Origin of the sequence: uncultured Gimesia sp. (assembly GCF_937910335.1) — a bacterium.
Classification (GTDB): Bacteria; Planctomycetota; Planctomycetia; order Planctomycetales; family Planctomycetaceae; genus Gimesia.
Window position 1 is genome coordinate 1 of sequence record NZ_CALEMX010000428.1, and the last position, 14,745, is coordinate 14,745.

At 45.7% G+C, this 14,745-nt stretch carries 11 protein-coding genes; 8 read left to right on the forward strand and 3 right to left on the reverse strand.

Features of this window, described 5'->3' with window-relative positions:
• Nucleotides 1–281 precede the first annotated feature (281 nt).
• Together Q0668_RS16950 and hemQ are read left to right on the forward strand one after the other, a co-directional pair.
• The gene (locus tag Q0668_RS16950) at nucleotides 282–2,399 is read left to right on the forward strand and encodes an acetylxylan esterase (protein WP_298866763.1); all 2,118 of its coding nucleotides are present in this window, start codon (nucleotides 282–284) and stop codon (nucleotides 2,397–2,399) included.
• Between the two features lie 161 nt (nucleotides 2,400–2,560).
• Nucleotides 2,561–3,403: a hydrogen peroxide-dependent heme synthase gene (hemQ, locus tag Q0668_RS16955; protein ID WP_298866765.1), complete on the forward strand. Its 843-nt coding sequence runs from the start codon at nucleotides 2,561–2,563 to the stop codon at nucleotides 3,401–3,403.
• Nucleotides 3,404–3,455: 52 nt separating this feature from the next.
• Here the strand turns inward: hemQ and Q0668_RS16960 are convergent, their stop codons facing one another.
• Entirely contained in the window at nucleotides 3,456–4,445 is a 990-nt protein-coding gene (locus tag Q0668_RS16960; RefSeq protein WP_298866767.1) for a DUF1571 domain-containing protein, read from the reverse strand.
• 788 nt (nucleotides 4,446–5,233) lie between these two features.
• Between Q0668_RS16960 and Q0668_RS16965 the strand changes: the two genes are divergently transcribed.
• Complete coding sequence (locus tag Q0668_RS16965; RefSeq protein WP_298866769.1) at nucleotides 5,234–6,082, forward strand: sugar phosphate isomerase/epimerase family protein; 849 nt, start codon at nucleotides 5,234–5,236, stop codon at nucleotides 6,080–6,082.
• A gap of 1 nt (nucleotide 6,083) precedes the next feature.
• Here the strand turns inward: Q0668_RS16965 and Q0668_RS16970 are convergent, their stop codons facing one another.
• Both Q0668_RS16970 and Q0668_RS16975 read right to left on the reverse strand, forming a co-directional pair.
• A complete protein-coding gene (locus Q0668_RS16970; RefSeq protein WP_298866771.1) occupies nucleotides 6,084–7,037 on the reverse strand; it encodes a YdjY domain-containing protein in 954 nt (317 codons plus the stop codon).
• Nucleotides 7,038–7,264: 227 nt separating this feature from the next.
• Nucleotides 7,265–7,804: a macro domain-containing protein gene (locus tag Q0668_RS16975; RefSeq protein ID WP_298866773.1), complete on the reverse strand. Its 540-nt coding sequence runs from the start codon at nucleotides 7,802–7,804 to the stop codon at nucleotides 7,265–7,267.
• 140 nt (nucleotides 7,805–7,944) lie between these two features.
• Between Q0668_RS16975 and Q0668_RS16980 the strand changes: the two genes are divergently transcribed.
• The 5 genes from Q0668_RS16980 to Q0668_RS17000 all read left to right on the forward strand — a co-directional run bounded on the left by Q0668_RS16980 (nucleotide 7,945) and on the right by Q0668_RS17000 (nucleotide 14,623).
• Entirely contained in the window at nucleotides 7,945–9,060 is a 1,116-nt protein-coding gene (locus tag Q0668_RS16980; protein WP_298866775.1) for a glycosyltransferase, read from the forward strand.
• 52 nt (nucleotides 9,061–9,112) lie between these two features.
• Nucleotides 9,113–11,125, forward strand: coding sequence for an asparagine synthase (glutamine-hydrolyzing) (gene asnB / locus Q0668_RS16985; protein ID WP_298866777.1), 2,013 nt, complete (start codon nucleotides 9,113–9,115; stop codon nucleotides 11,123–11,125).
• A 160-nt stretch (nucleotides 11,126–11,285) separates the two neighbouring features.
• The gene (locus tag Q0668_RS16990; protein WP_298866778.1) at nucleotides 11,286–12,653 is read left to right on the forward strand and encodes a PQQ-binding-like beta-propeller repeat protein; all 1,368 of its coding nucleotides are present in this window, start codon (nucleotides 11,286–11,288) and stop codon (nucleotides 12,651–12,653) included.
• A gap of 181 nt (nucleotides 12,654–12,834) precedes the next feature.
• Nucleotides 12,835–13,467 (forward strand): CDP-diacylglycerol--glycerol-3-phosphate 3-phosphatidyltransferase, encoded by a 633-nt coding sequence (gene pgsA, locus Q0668_RS16995; RefSeq protein WP_298866780.1) that lies wholly within the window; start codon nucleotides 12,835–12,837, stop codon nucleotides 13,465–13,467.
• Between the two features lie 157 nt (nucleotides 13,468–13,624).
• Nucleotides 13,625–14,623, forward strand: coding sequence for a site-2 protease family protein (locus Q0668_RS17000; RefSeq protein WP_298866782.1), 999 nt, complete (start codon nucleotides 13,625–13,627; stop codon nucleotides 14,621–14,623).
• Nucleotides 14,624–14,745: the final 122 nt, after the last annotated feature.

A 14,745-nucleotide genomic window follows, 5' to 3' on the forward strand; every position in this document is an offset into this window, starting at 1 on the left:
ACAGAAAACCAATTACTGTGAACCAATTACTGTGACAGGGAAAAACAATACAAAGATGACGATTGATTCTTGTCTGTGGTTCGCAAAAACAGGTCGGTTTCTTAGTAAAATTTTGACGTTTTGTTTCAAAGAAGCTTACAAATCATATTAGTAATTTGTGTTGTGCCTTCGAGAATGACAGGTAACTGGCTGACAGCGATCACGTGACCTGATACAATTCTAAGCATTGTTTATCAAATTCTCACCAAAGTCTCCCACCTCTGAATACAACAGGATTTGTGATGACTCAGAAACGACACCGTCTTAATGTAATCGCGTTGACTTTCATTGGATTGTTTCTTCAGATTGGTAGCTCACAGGGTGCAAATCCTGTTATCAATAAACGCAAGGTCATTGGAGCCAGCCCTGCAGACCAGCAACTGAGTGACTATTTTCGTTATCACGCCGAGAAATTGGCCAAACGTAGTTTGAAGAATATTAAAGATCTGGAAACCTGGGAAAAGAAACGGAGCGTCTATCGAACACAGCTATTTGAAATGCTCGGACTCTCACCTTTGCCAGCGAAAACTGATCTGAAAACTAAAATTACTCACAGTACTACTAGTGCTGGTTTTATTGTGGAAAATATTACATTCCAGTCTCGTCCCGGATTACATGTTACAGGAAACCTGTACCGTCCGATCAAACAGGAAGGCAAAATCCCTGCAATACTCTATGTCTGCGGACATGGGAATGTTAAAAAAAACGGGATCAGTTACGGCAGCAAAGCACATTACCAACATCATGGTGCCTGGTTTGCCAGAAATGGTTATGTCTGCCTGACGATCGACACATTGCAACTGGGTGAAATCGAAGGACTGCATCATGGAACTTATCGGGAAGGGATGTGGTGGTGGCTTTCCCGCGGTTATACACCGGCTGGTGTAGAAGCCTGGAATTGTATTCGCGCTCTGGATTATCTGCAGTCGCGACCGGAAGTGGATGGCGAAAAGCTGGGTGTCACAGGCCGCTCGGGCGGGGGTGCCTATAGCTGGTGGATCTCCGCCATTGATGAACGAATTAAGGCATCTGTCCCGGTCGCGGGAATCACAAATCTCAAGAATTATGTGATCGATGGAGCCGTCGAAGGGCATTGTGACTGTATGTTTATGGTCAACACTTATCAGTGGGACTATGCCCAAGTCGCGGCGCTGGTGGCACCGCGTCCTTTATTGATTTCCAATACCGATAAAGACAGTATCTTTCCACTTGATGGAGTGGTTGACGTTTACCGAAAAACTATGCAGATTTACGAATTGTATGGTGTCCCCCAAAATTTGGGTCTACAGATTACAGAGGGGCCACACAAAGATACTCAGGAATTGCGAATTCATGCTTTCCATTGGTTTAACCATTTCCTGAAAGGCGATGACTCTTTGATTGAAATGGCAGCGACGAAATTCCATACGCCGGAAGAACTCAAGGTATTTAAAACACTACCTAAAGACCAGAAAAATACGAAAATACACGAATCATTTGTCAAACAGACCAAAGCAACGATTCCGCAAGACACTCAGCAATGGGAACAACAATCTGCAGAATGGAAAAAGCTGCTGCTCACCAAATCCTTCCGCGCCTGGCCAAAGAAAAATGATACTACAACCAAAACGAAAGTCGCAACCGCGACCAAAGACGGGCTCACGCTGAAAACGGTTACCTTTGACAGCCAGACACACGTTCCTCTCAAATTGTTCATTATCGTTCCCGAAAAGAGTCCCGAAAAAGGGATCGGGCAAGCGACATTGAATGTCTTGAATCAAGAGGAATGGGAAGCCTTTACTCAAGTGCTTGCTCCTGTATTTCCAGATTCGTTTTCGCAAAACTCGAAATCTAAGATTTCACCCGATCTTTACCAGAAACTGCGACAACAGGTCGTAGACCAGAAGACGGCTGTTGCCTATTTTGCACCAAGGGGAATTGGCTTGAGCAGTTGGAATCCTGAAAAACGGAAGCAGATTCAGATCAAACGTCGGTTTTACCTGTTAGGACAATCTCTGGAAGGAATGCAGAGTTGGGATGTTCGGCGTGCAATTCAGGAATTGAAGAGACAACCGGACTTCGCGAAATCCGAATTGAGGCTGGTGGGAACGGGAAATACTGCTGCACTTTGTCTGTATGCTTCTCTCTTTGAAAAAGGAATTAACGAACTGGATCTGACCGGCATGCCTGCATCGCATCAGAATGGCCCCGCACTGCTGAATGTACTGCGATTTCTGGATGTGCCTCAAGCGCTCGCGATGGCCGCCAGTCGCACTCGGGTGAAACTCAGTAAAGTAAATGCAGAGGACTGGATGTATCCTGCCAAAGTCAGCCAACAACTGGGATGGGATGCAAAACAACTTCAGATTCAGGAAAATTAGAGCGAAACGGAAATCAAATAGCATCCAAAGACGCTCCAGTGTTTTTTCTGTACCGGAGTTCCGCTATAATCAGTTTCAGGTTGCTCGTTTTGTATATTGACTGCTGCGAGTCTACCTTGATAATCAATCTTTACGTATCTTAATTTACAAGGTAAACCGACGTGAATCGTCCTCCCCATAGTTCTACTCCGATGCCTGACCCCACCACCAGGATGACTGAAGGCTGGCATTGCCTGCATTTGTACTACCGCGTTGATCAGGGTGTTTTGAACCAGATCGATCAGAAGACTCGTGCAGCAGGACGCGAAACGCTTGCAACCCTGCTCAATCCTGATCGTGAAGACGCTCCTGTTCGGATTCAGTCTTCTATCGTTTCCGGGCATAAAGCCGATTTGCAGGTGCTTGTGATGGACCCTGATCCTATCAAACTCGACAGTATTCAACAGGCGATTCGTGCTTGCGAACTGGGACCGGCATTGATTCCCACTTATTCGTTTGTTTCCATCACGGAAATTTCGGAGTACGTTCCCACGCTGGAACAATATACGGCAAAGTTGAAGCAGGAGGGAACTGACCCGGAAAGCCCGGCATTTCAAGCCAAACTTAAAGCATATGAAAGCCGTCTACCCGCGATGAATCAACAGCGGATCTATCCGGAGTTTCCAGATTTCCCTGTTTGTACTTTTTACCCGATGAATAAATCGCGCGTGCCCGGTGCCAACTGGTACATGGAACAGTTCAGCAACCGTTACAGTATGATGGCGGAACATGGCCTGAGCGGAATGAAATTCGCCGGTCGCGTCGTGCAAGTCATCACTGCATCTACGGGCTTTGACGACTGGGAATGGGGCGTTACACTCTGGGGTCGCGCTCCGGAGCCGATTAAGGAAATCGTCTACACAATGCGATTTGATAAAGCATCGGCCAAGTATGCGGAATTCGGACCGTTTTATTTAAGCTATATCATGACCCCGGAAGCAGCAATCGCCCATCTCAAACTCTGAAAGCTCGAGACGGGCGATTTATGCATATTCCATTTATTAAAAATGCGGTCGCTTATTTGCGAAAACGATAATTCTTGTTCGATTTACTGAACTCTGATGTGGCCAGTTCAGATTGCATATTGATATCAGTAAAAGAATAAGATTCAATTAGAGTCTTTTCATCCAACTCTTCCGGAGAAGCACTGGCCATACCATCTTCAGGCCAGCCAAATCCCCGCACAAATATTGGCAGGCAAGTTTTTTGATCAATATAGATAACTGATTTACGATAGATGTCAGATTCTTTGGCATTGGCAAAGTGAGCAATGAAGCAATAACATTCTTTTCCATCAAATTTCTGATTTGGCAGCATCACACATTCGGTATTGAGATTTAAATCAAGGTCTTTTTTGCGATATCCAATGATCTCTTCCGCAAGAGCCATAATTCCAGCCTTCGTGATCGGATAGCGTGATTCCTGCATTGCTAAAGAACCCGTAGGATCAAGTTTCAATGTAGGGACAAGTCGCCCTTTCAGGCCTCCCATCTTCACTAGCATCTTATTCTCATTCTGGCCATTCACATAAAGAAGCTCCTGTCCCTTATCTCCTACAACCCATTTCATGTAAACACTGAAAGGCTTATGGCGGCATTTCAGATTGATCACCTGATTCTCTGATAATGCGCCTCCAACAAATTCCTGCTTGGAAAATGTTGTTGTGTAATCCGGAACGGTTTCGAGATAGCGACACCCTTTTTCCAGGAGTAACATATTCATCAACAATGCCATGCGACCGGTTAAAGTACCATTTTGCTGAGGTGCCTGCTTGGTGCTGCCATCCCGTTTCATTGTCTGTTGCGGCTCAGACAGGTTGGTCGGTTTATAGGCGATGACTGGTATCGGGACAGGCTTCATTGCCATGATCGCCATATCACTCGGATCAGCATCGGCCGGAGAAGGGTCAAAGCTAAAATAAAGGATTCCGATCGCTGCCGAAAAGATGGCGGATGCCAACATATTCGAAAAATGGTGTTGTGATCTGATTTTTAGCATGCGCATCATGCGGTACCGTTCCTTTTCGCTAAGAAAATGCAAGGCACCGTCTTGTCTGAACTGAATCTCGAGAACGTGATCCATTCATCCGTGATAAGACGTAAACCGGGCTTGCCCGTCGTGGTGATATGATTTGGCCAGCACATCAAAATCCATTTGTGTGCCTGGCGAATATTTATTTTCATGTAATCTCTTTGCCTTCAGTAATCTGGAAAAACATAATCATGACTGGTCAGTTCTCAAAAACTTCAGAACGTGCAGATCATAATTGTGACTGACTTTTTCAGATTTACTCAAAACATGGCACTGATCAACCTCACTGTTGAACAGGTGCCTTCATAAATTCAGGACAGCTATGACTAAAAATTCGTCATTTACTGCTGTTTAGTATTAGCGAAACTGATGCCAGCTGAGAATCAGAACCGTTCCCAGATCGATTCGGGTTCAGATTAGATTAAACCCACAATCTCATCCCAAATTACCAGAATTTACTTCACCCATTTCTGACTGTACTTTCTTAAACTGAACTCATCCAAAATCAGAAAATACCGTCCTGCATTTTATTTTTATAAAACATTGTTCTATAATCACTTAAGGATACGATGCTCTCTTAACTTTCGTGAGAGACCGGTTCTGAATGGTTTCACTCTGAATGAAATCATTAATCTCCATCAGGAAAGGCTTAGCAAATGACTTTCAATCGACGCACATTTATACAATCTTCGAGTGCTGCCCTGTTCTCAGGTGTTTTAACGAGTTTCACCTCCGCTTCACTGTCAAAACCCAGGCCAAGATTGATGAAACTGGACCTCTCCTGCGGTCGCATCGGCGTGAAAGCCAATCAAAAACAGGCCATCGATTATGCGTCCCGGTTCGGTTTTGAAGCAGTTGTGCCCGATGCAGGCTATCTGGGAAAACTCACTGAACGTCAATTAGCAGACTTAAAATCAGAGATGCAAAGTAAGAATCTGGTATTCAGTGCTGCGGGTATGCCTGTTGACTTTCGCAAAGACGAAGCCACATTCAAGAAAGGAATTGCTGCGCTACCGGCTTCTTCAGCCGCCTTACAACGAGCGGGAGTCACACGAACGGGAACCTGGTTGATGCCTACTCATAACGAATTGACCTATAACGCTAACTTCAAACAGCATGCACGTCGCCTCAAACAAATCTCACAAATTCTGGCAGATCACGGGTTAAGATTCGGATTAGAATATGTTGGACCGAAAACTCTCTGGTCGAGCAAAAAATATCCTTACATTCATTCGATGCCTGAAACGAAGGAACTGATTGCTGAAATTGATGTAAAAGGTGTGGGGTTGGTCATGGACAGCTGGCACTGGTACACCGCACATGAAACTAAAGAAGATTTGCTTACATTAACTAACGCTGACATTGTTGCCGTGGATCTGAATGATGCACCCGCAGGTCTTGCCGTGGATGAGCAGATTGATCAGAAACGCGAACTGCCCATGGCAACCGGTGTGATTGATCTGGCAACATTCTTGAATACGTTGAATCAACTTGGCTATGATGGCCCGGTTCGCGCAGAACCATTCAATGCAGCTCTTAGAAAATTACCCGCAGATCAAGCAGTTTCCGCCACTGCCGCCGCTATGAAAAAAGCATTCGCTCTTATTAATTGAATTATTTCTTAGCGACTGAGATTTCAATCGTAACAGGGGTGCCACGCGGGGGAATTTTATCCGGATTGGCCTCGTATAGTAGATTTCCTTCCCCCGTAGAAGAGCTTGCAATATTGATATCAATGATTGCAGTTGGAAAGTTGGCAACACAGATTAAGTCGCCACTTTCGGCATGGTAAATTTTTTCCCCCGTTGTCTCATCAACCGAAAAACCACTGCCTGTAAAGACCCAGTCCGCTTTCATGGTATGTATTTGGCTTTCATCATAGAATTTATTGATCGCCGCCTGGAAGGGTTTATTCCTCGACATGGCAAGAAAGTCATCACGGGATTTTTTGGACATCTGACCGAACCAGATCAACTCCTTGTACTTTTCGTCGTATCGTAATTCATTTTTTTCCTTATCGATGACCACGCCTTCAGGCAGCATATCCAGCTTACTGGTAAAATAGCGATTGGTGGCAGTGCGGACCCAATCTTGTGCTAATTCACGATATAGTTTTCCCTTTTTATCCTTCCATTGAAGATAGAGATTCAACTTTTGTCCTTGTGGCGGTTGATACTTGGGTGAAAATTTTACCGGCGATCCCGCCTTGGCACCGATGGCAAGCAGGCCGGCATGTATGGCCTGTGCCGAAGTATCGATTGAAAGAATCGATTCGTGTTCCTTCGTCTGCTTTTTACAGCAGAGCATTTCTAACACGCCTTCCTGCAAACAAACCTGAGTTCTCAACAACAGACGTTTCCCCTCTACATCAAGTAGTACGGTTTTCTGCTTATTGAGTGCCACCAACCCTTCGTTTTCTGGCTTCGATTTTGTGGTTGAGTTGGAACTCTTTTTAGCTGATTTCTGTGTATTATTTTTGGCAGGGTCATCTGCATGATTCTGTTTTTCACATGCAAATAAAAGCACCAAGGTGATGAGTGGCAACCAAGAGAAGATTTGTCGCTTCATAAATCGATCCAAATCAAGAAGAGTAAGAATGTCTTTTTTTATATACTGTTATTCTATGCACTTCGAAATAAAAGTCTGTACCGAAACAGTCGGAATTACGAAATCTTTCCGGAAGTCCTCAGCCCGGCAAGCCAATTGGAGTAATCAGTGGCAATCCACTCTCGATTCAGATCAAATTCGAGAAACTGTACCACGACTGAGTTTTGAAGACAGGTCCGAGTATTGTTTCAAATTAACATTGTTTCGAGGACCCGGGCGTAACTGCCGAATGTGCCCTGATCAAACAAGACAAATCGAACGAGATCCAATTGATCCGAAGTTTCCAGTTTGACTGCGACGGTTCGTAAAGCTATCTCCGCAGCTAAATCGACTGGATAGCGATACACGCCGGTACTGATCGAAGGGAATGCCAGCGTGCGACATGTATGCTTCTCTGCCAGAGACAGACATATCTGATAAGCCGACTCTAACAATCCACTCTCTTTTATTCCGCCTCCCTGCCAGATCGGCCCGACCGCGTGAAAGACATACCGCGAGTGTAAATTTCCGCCAGAAGTCACAACAGCACTACCTGTCGGACAACCATCTGGATAGCGACGCTGGAGCTCTTCCATGATTTCCGGACCCGCTGCCAGATGAATGGCACCATCTACACCTCCACCGCCGGCCAACTGTGCATTCGCTGCGTTGACGATGACATCGACCCGTTGAACGGTAATATCTCCCAATACTAACTCAATCCGGGCAGATCCAAACTGTACGATCATCAGTAGCCGATCTATGATACAGAATTACAAAACGCCAATAACAGATATTGATCTTTTGGACTCATTATAAAATACTATAGACTCTGTTCAAAGAGTGAACTCAAAAACAATTCTCTGCAACGATTGCGAATCATTCCATTGTGATTAAAGTCAGCCTTCTTATTCCGACTCTGGATCAATCCGGTGCAGAAAAACAGCTTACTCTGCTGGCCACTGGTTTACCCCATGATGAATTTGAAGTGAATGTGATCACTCTCACGCGAGGTGGCCCCTATGAAGAGGTCCTGAAAGAACATCAGATCCCGGTAACCAATTTAAAAAAACGCTTTAAATTCGACCCTTTCGCATATCGTGCACTGAAAAGGTTAATTCTGCAGCAACAACCAGATATTCTGCACACTTGGCTCTTTGCTGCAAACGCTTATGGCAGGATGGCAGTGAAACGTCTGCCTGCTTCTCAAAAACGACCCAAAGTCATCGTTTCCGAGCGCTGTGTCGATTCCTGGAAAAGTAACTGGCAACATAATATCGATCGTAGATTACTCAATCAGACTTCTCTCCTGGTTGGCAATTCTCAAGGCGTTGCTGATTTTTATCACGAGAAAAACGTCCCGGAATCAATTCTGCGAGTCGTCTGTAATGGAATTCCGATACCAGATTCCACTGTTTGTGAAACCACAAAGAATCGACTTTACCAGGAGCATAATCTTCCCAAAGACGCACGTCTGATTGCCTTTGTCGGTCGTCTGGCCAGACAAAAACGCGTGGAAGATCTTCTCTGGGCCTTACAACTTTTACGACAGATGAATGACAACGTCATATTGCTCATCATCGGTGATGGCCCGGAACGCGCCAAGCTGGAACAACTGGCTCACAAGTATACGGTTACCCCGCATGTCCGTTTTCTGGGGCACCGCCCGGACGTCAAAAAATTGTTTCCAATGTTCGAATTGTTCCTTCTGGCCAGTGACTTTGAAGGTCAATCAAACAGTATCATGGAGGCAATGTCGTATGGAATTCCCGTCATTGCCAGTGATATCCAGCCAAACCAGGAACTGGTAGTGCATGGCAAAACAGGTTTTTTATCATCCGTTGGTGATTGCACCGGATATGCACAATATGCGGAACGCATCCTTGCCGACCCGGCACTGGCGAAAGAATTAGGAACTGCTTCGCAAAAAAGGATGCAAGAGGAATTCAGTGTCGATAAAATGGTACAGAGCTACGCCGCGCTTTATCGTGAAGTGCTTATCTAGCTTTTAGCCGTGTTCTGCTTTTTTTTCTTCGATCATAATTAGAATTTGATTCATGTGCGGAATTACCGGGACCTCGTGGACCACGCGGGATAAAAATATTTCTCCGAGTGTGCTCAAACGCATGACCGATGTTATTTCGCATCGTGGCCCTGATGACTCAGGCGGTTATCATTCCGATCTCACTGCTAAATCCTTTCTTTTTTCTGATGAGAATACGCTTTCCGATTTCAAACCTACTTCAGAAATCGGTGCGGCATTAGGTCACCGCAGGCTTTCCATTATCGACCTGGGAACCGGACATCAACCGCTCTCTAACGAAGATGGTTCCATCTGGATCGCATTTAATGGTGAAATTTATAACTATCAGGAGCTCAGAAAAGAGCTCATGCAACAAGGGCATCAATTCAAAACAGAATCCGATACGGAAGTAATCGTACATCTGTATGAAGAGCAGGGGACCGCCTGTGTAGAACGTTTACGAGGCATGTTTGCCTTGGCGATCTGGGACGAGCGCCGTCAGCGTCTCTTCCTGGCACGCGACCGAATCGGGCAGAAACCTCTTTTCTACCGGGAACAAGCGGGCAGCCTCAGCTTCGCCAGCGAGTTGAAGTCACTTTTGCAAATGCCGGACGCAAGCAGAACCGTTGATCCTCGCGCCATCGATTTATTTCTCGCTTATCAATACGTACCACATCCCTGGTCAATTCTGAAAGGTTATCAGAAACTTCCCCCCGCACATCGTGCCATCTATGAGCAAGGTCAACTCAGGATTGAACGCTACTGGACTCCCCCGTATCAAAATCCGGAATCGAATCCAGAGTTCCCGTTTCAAACTCCGCAGCAATGGTCAGAGGCACTAAGAGACAGGCTTACCGAATCTGTTAAAATCCGTATGCGCAGCGATGTACCTCTCGGAGCATTTCTTTCGGGTGGAATCGATTCCACCATCATTGCGGGATTAATGCAGAGCATGTCTGATCGTCCGGTGCATACTTTTTCGATCGGTTTTCCTGTTAAACAGTTTGACGAACGCACTTATGCCCGCGAAGCAGCTAAGAAGCTCGGAACCGATCATCATGAATATGTGGTGGAACCGGAGGCACTCGAAATGCTTCCCCGGCTTGCCTGGCATTATGATGAACCCTTCGCGGATAGCAGCGCCATTCCTACCATGTATCTCTCTCAAGTCACACGCCAGGAAGTCACCGTTGCTTTGTCTGGCGATGGAGGAGATGAACTGTTTGCTGGCTACGACCGCTATAAAGCTGTTGCGCTCTCCCAATGGTTTGATCGCTTGCCTACTGTTATCAAAAAAACGATGACTGCCTCCATCTGGCAAAAACTGCCTGCTTCTGTGGAACAAAAATCATTTCGTCGACGCGTCAAACGATTCCTCGCTGGTCTAGCGGTTCCTCCTGAACGTCGCTATTTGAAATGGGTCGGCATTTTTGATACGGAACGCCGACTCGAAATGTATTCATCCGAATTTCGTGAGCAACTTGGAAATTTCGATACTGATGAGTTTTTGCTCGATGCCTATCAACTTTGCCCGGATCGTGATTTTGTCACCCGTACGACCGCTGCCGATGTCCTGTCTTATCTTCCTTGTGATATATTGACAAAAGTCGACATCGCCAGCATGGCGCACAGCCTGGAATGCCGTAGCCCGTTTCTGGATCACCATGTCGCGGAACTGGCCGCAGCGATGCCTCTGAATCTCAAAATGAATAAAGGACGCGGAAAACAAATTTTGACAGACACCTTTTCCGATCTTCTGCCAGAATCCATTCAGACGCGCAAGAAAATGGGTTTTGGTGTGCCCCTTAACAATTGGTTCCGTAATGAGCTGAAACCATTGTTGTTCGACGTATTGCTGGACCAGCGGGCCATAGATCGGCAGATTTTCAACCCGGCCATGGTGGAACAACTCATCAGCGAACACCTCAATCTACAGTGGGATCATAGTGCCCGCCTGTGGTCGCTACTCGTTTTAGAAATGTGGTTTCAAACCTTTATCGACCCTGCATCTCTCCCGGATCATTTTCCTGAATCCGTTCTGACATAAACGGCTGATGACCATTTCCGAATTGACACTTGAGCTTTCTCTGCCAATCAGAGAAAATATCTAGTGTGGCTGATTGTCGGCTGCATCCAATAAAGTGTCACGAACTTCCACCGCTCAGAGTAACCCTGCCTGAATTACCCCTGCCTAAATTGAGATCACGATGCGTTATTTATTCATTCTCATTCTAATGGTACTCATATCCGATCCGGTTTCTGTTATGGCCGGAAAACCAAATAGTAATTCCTCAAAAATCTCCCCTAAATTCGAAGAATGGCCACAATGGCGCGGCCCTCGAGGAGATGGAACCTGGAACGGTCCGCCCATCAAAACCAGTTGGCCAAAAATTGGCTTGAAAAAATTGTGGGAACATGAAATTGGAGGAGGTTACGGCGGTATTTCTGTTGCTCAGAGACGCCTTTACCTGATGGATCGACCTGCATCATCTAAAGCAGAACAGAAGAAAGCAGAAGGAATTCACAGTCACCGAATCCAGCGTAAAAATGTGGAACGGATTCTTTGTTATGATGCCCTCTCGGGAAAACAACTTTGGTCGCATGAATATCCCAGCAATTACAACAAGCTCGAATATGGAAATGGACCGCGCGTTGCCCCGACGGTCCATGACGGCTTCGTTTATACACTGGGAACAATGGGCGATGTCTTTTGCCTCTCCGCTCATACAGGTAAGGTCATCTGGAAGAAACAACTCGTCACGGATTTTGGTGGCAAAGTTCCCCAGTGGGGTTATGCAGCGGCTCCCTATGTGATTGGCGAACTGGTAATTCTGATGCCCGGCGGGGAAAAGCAGGGGACTGCGATCATCGCCCTGGATCGTAAAACGGGAGCAGAGCGTTGGCGCAGTTTGTCCGATCAGGCGGGATATGCAACTCCGCTCTTAATTCAGCATCAAGGTCAGGATCAGTTAATTGTCTGGTCGCCTAATCATATTCATAGTGTTTCCCCGCAGACAGGAAAACATTTCTGGTCAATACCCTATAAAGTGACTTACGGCGTAGCCATTGCCAGCCCCATAGAAAAAGAGGGTCTGGTCTTTGTCGCCGGGTACTGGGAGGGCTCAAAAGCTATTCAGCTTGGTAAAAAGCCCGAGCAGGCCAAATTGAAATGGGAAGACCGCCGCACCTTACGGGGGCTGATGTCACAGCCACTTTATCGCGATGGATACGCCTATCTGCTGGACAAACAATTCGGCCTGACCTGTTTTGAGTATGCTACGGGAAAAAAAATCTGGGATGACGCCAATCAAATGACCCCCACTAACAGTAGAAATCCTCAAGCAACGCTGGTATGGCTCAATCAATCAGCACGGGTGCTCATTTTGAATTCAGAGGGAGAACTGATTCTGGCCGAGTTAACGCCCGCCGGTTATAAGGAATTCTCGCGAACCAAAGTGATCGGGGAAACCTGGGCTCACCCGGCGTATGCAGAAACCAGGATTTATGTACGCAGCAACACAAAACTGGTCGCTTATGAGTTACCGATTGACGAATCCATTAATGAATCCCCATAAAAGCAATCAGGCTGACCTGTAAAATTCTTAGCAGATTCGATAAAATGCTTTAATCGTAGTCAGGTAATCCAGTGAACAGAACCCAGTGAACAGTACAAGGACGTAGTTCATATTTCCTTTGTTTTGAGTTGCTGATCGCTTATTTTCTTCTTTCGTATTCTTCTGAAAACATAGCAGCAATATGAACTCACAATCGGAAAATCAGTCCGAGAATGTAACAGCAGGAACTGAATTACTAGGGCCGGAAATCTGGAATCTGCCTAATACGATTACCGTCAGCCGGTTGGTGCTTGCGATCATACTTTTCGTCATTATCTATCTGGAAGGGTGGTGGAAAACTTCGGCTCTATTGTTTATTATCGCAGCCGCTACAGACTTTCTCGATGGTTATTTCGCACGAAAATATAATCAGGTTACCACGCTCGGGCGAATCTTAGATCCATTTGTTGATAAATTTATCATCTGTGGTGCGTTCATTTTTCTACTGGAACGCGGACCTGCAACCGGAATCAATGCCTGGTTTGTATTGATCATTATTGGCCGCGAGATGTTTATCACCAGCCTGCGTGGATTTCTAGAACAGCACGGGCGTGATTTTTCTGCGAGTTGGAGCGGTAAAATTAAAATGGGCGTGCAGTGTGTCGCCGTTATTTTATGTCTGCTCTCATTGAGCCCTGAATCTCCCTTTAATACTTTTGGCTTTTTCCTTTTAAGAGATATTTCCATCTGGTCTGCAGCCATCATCACTTTATACAGTGGAATTGATTACGTTTTCAGAGCAGCTAGAATGCTCCGGCAAGTACCGCTGAAGTAAACTTGGAATTCCTGGATCATGATACTTAGTACCGGTTTTCATTCATAAATCGAATTTGTGATTTATGAAATCCTTGAAATCACGACTCCACTTTATTGATTTTCAAGTATACAATACGAGAACCCGATCATACGACTTTTATTTTAGATCTGGACTTATGTCTGACGCAACGAATCCTCAGCCACCTTCTGACAATGTCATCATCATTCAACCGGGTGACTATCAGACCGAGATTAAGGATTTTTCGTCTCAACAGCCACTTCCTTCGTCTCGCATCACCCCTCCACGCAGCAAGCTGCCACTCATCCTTTTTATATTAACTTGTTTGAGTACATTTATCGTCGGCGGTCTTGGAAACAACCCGTTTGTCCCAACTCCTAATCAATTCGCTTTATTGTGTGCATACATTCAGGATATTGGCTGGAACACATTTCTGTTTCGTGGTTTTTCCTATGCAGGCCCTGTGATGCTGATCTTGCTGTCACACGAAATGGGGCATTACCTGCAAGCAAGGCGGTATCATATCCCTGCCACACAACCATTTTTTATTCCCATGCCTATCACCCCGATTGGTACGATGGGTGCTGTCATTCTGCAAAGAGGGGGAGTTGCCAATCGCAAACAGATGTTTGATATCGCAGTTTCTGGACCACTGGCGGGGCTGATCTTTGCGCTCCCCTTTGCTTATTGGGGAACTCTCAATTCTACCGTTGGTCTTAAACAGGGCATAAGTTTTGGTGAGCCGTTAATTCTACAGTGGATGATCTCGCTTGTGCATGGCCCGTTAGCAGAGAATCAGGAGGTGATGCTCAACCCGATGATGTTTGCAGGATGGGTCGGGATTTTCATTACTGCTTTAAATTTAATACCCATCGGTCAGCTTGATGGAGGCCACATTCTCTATATGCTGATTGGCAAGAAAGCGAATCTTATCGCACGGCTTTTCTTGACGGGAGCAATTTGTTATATGATCTACAACAATGAATATGGATATTCGCTACTCATTCTGTTGCTGGTCTTTTTCGGGATCACTCATCCTCCTACAGCAGATGATACGGTTCCATTAGGACCAATCCGAATCATCATCGGATGGTTGACTCTTGCTTTTTTTGTGATTGGATTCACCATCACGCCGATCGTCACGCATTATCATTAATAAACACGCGGATCTAGCTTGTGCCCATGTTTACTGTAGTGTCTCCAAGGATTTTTGAAACGTGTATTTTAAAATAAGAGCAAGCAACATCATTTAATTTTGCTCAGAATCTGTTCGGCGCG

Coding starts and splice junctions, on each gene's coding strand:
- Q0668_RS16950 (WP_298866763.1), top strand. CDS start 282: ATGACTCAGAAACGACACCGTCTTAATGTAATCGCGTTGACTTTCATT.
- Q0668_RS16960 (WP_298866767.1), bottom strand. CDS start 4,445: ATGATGCGCATGCTAAAAATCAGATCACAACACCATTTTTCGAATATG.
- Q0668_RS16965 (WP_298866769.1), top strand. CDS start 5,234: ATGAAACTGGACCTCTCCTGCGGTCGCATCGGCGTGAAAGCCAATCAA.
- Q0668_RS16970 (WP_298866771.1), bottom strand. CDS start 7,037: ATGAAGCGACAAATCTTCTCTTGGTTGCCACTCATCACCTTGGTGCTT.
- Q0668_RS16975 (WP_298866773.1), bottom strand. CDS start 7,804: ATGATCGTACAGTTTGGATCTGCCCGGATTGAGTTAGTATTGGGAGAT.
- asnB (WP_298866777.1), top strand. CDS start 9,113: ATGTGCGGAATTACCGGGACCTCGTGGACCACGCGGGATAAAAATATT.
- Q0668_RS16990 (WP_298866778.1), top strand. CDS start 11,286: ATGCGTTATTTATTCATTCTCATTCTAATGGTACTCATATCCGATCCG.
- pgsA (WP_298866780.1), top strand. CDS start 12,835: ATGAACTCACAATCGGAAAATCAGTCCGAGAATGTAACAGCAGGAACT.
- Q0668_RS17000 (WP_298866782.1), top strand. CDS start 13,625: ATGTCTGACGCAACGAATCCTCAGCCACCTTCTGACAATGTCATCATC.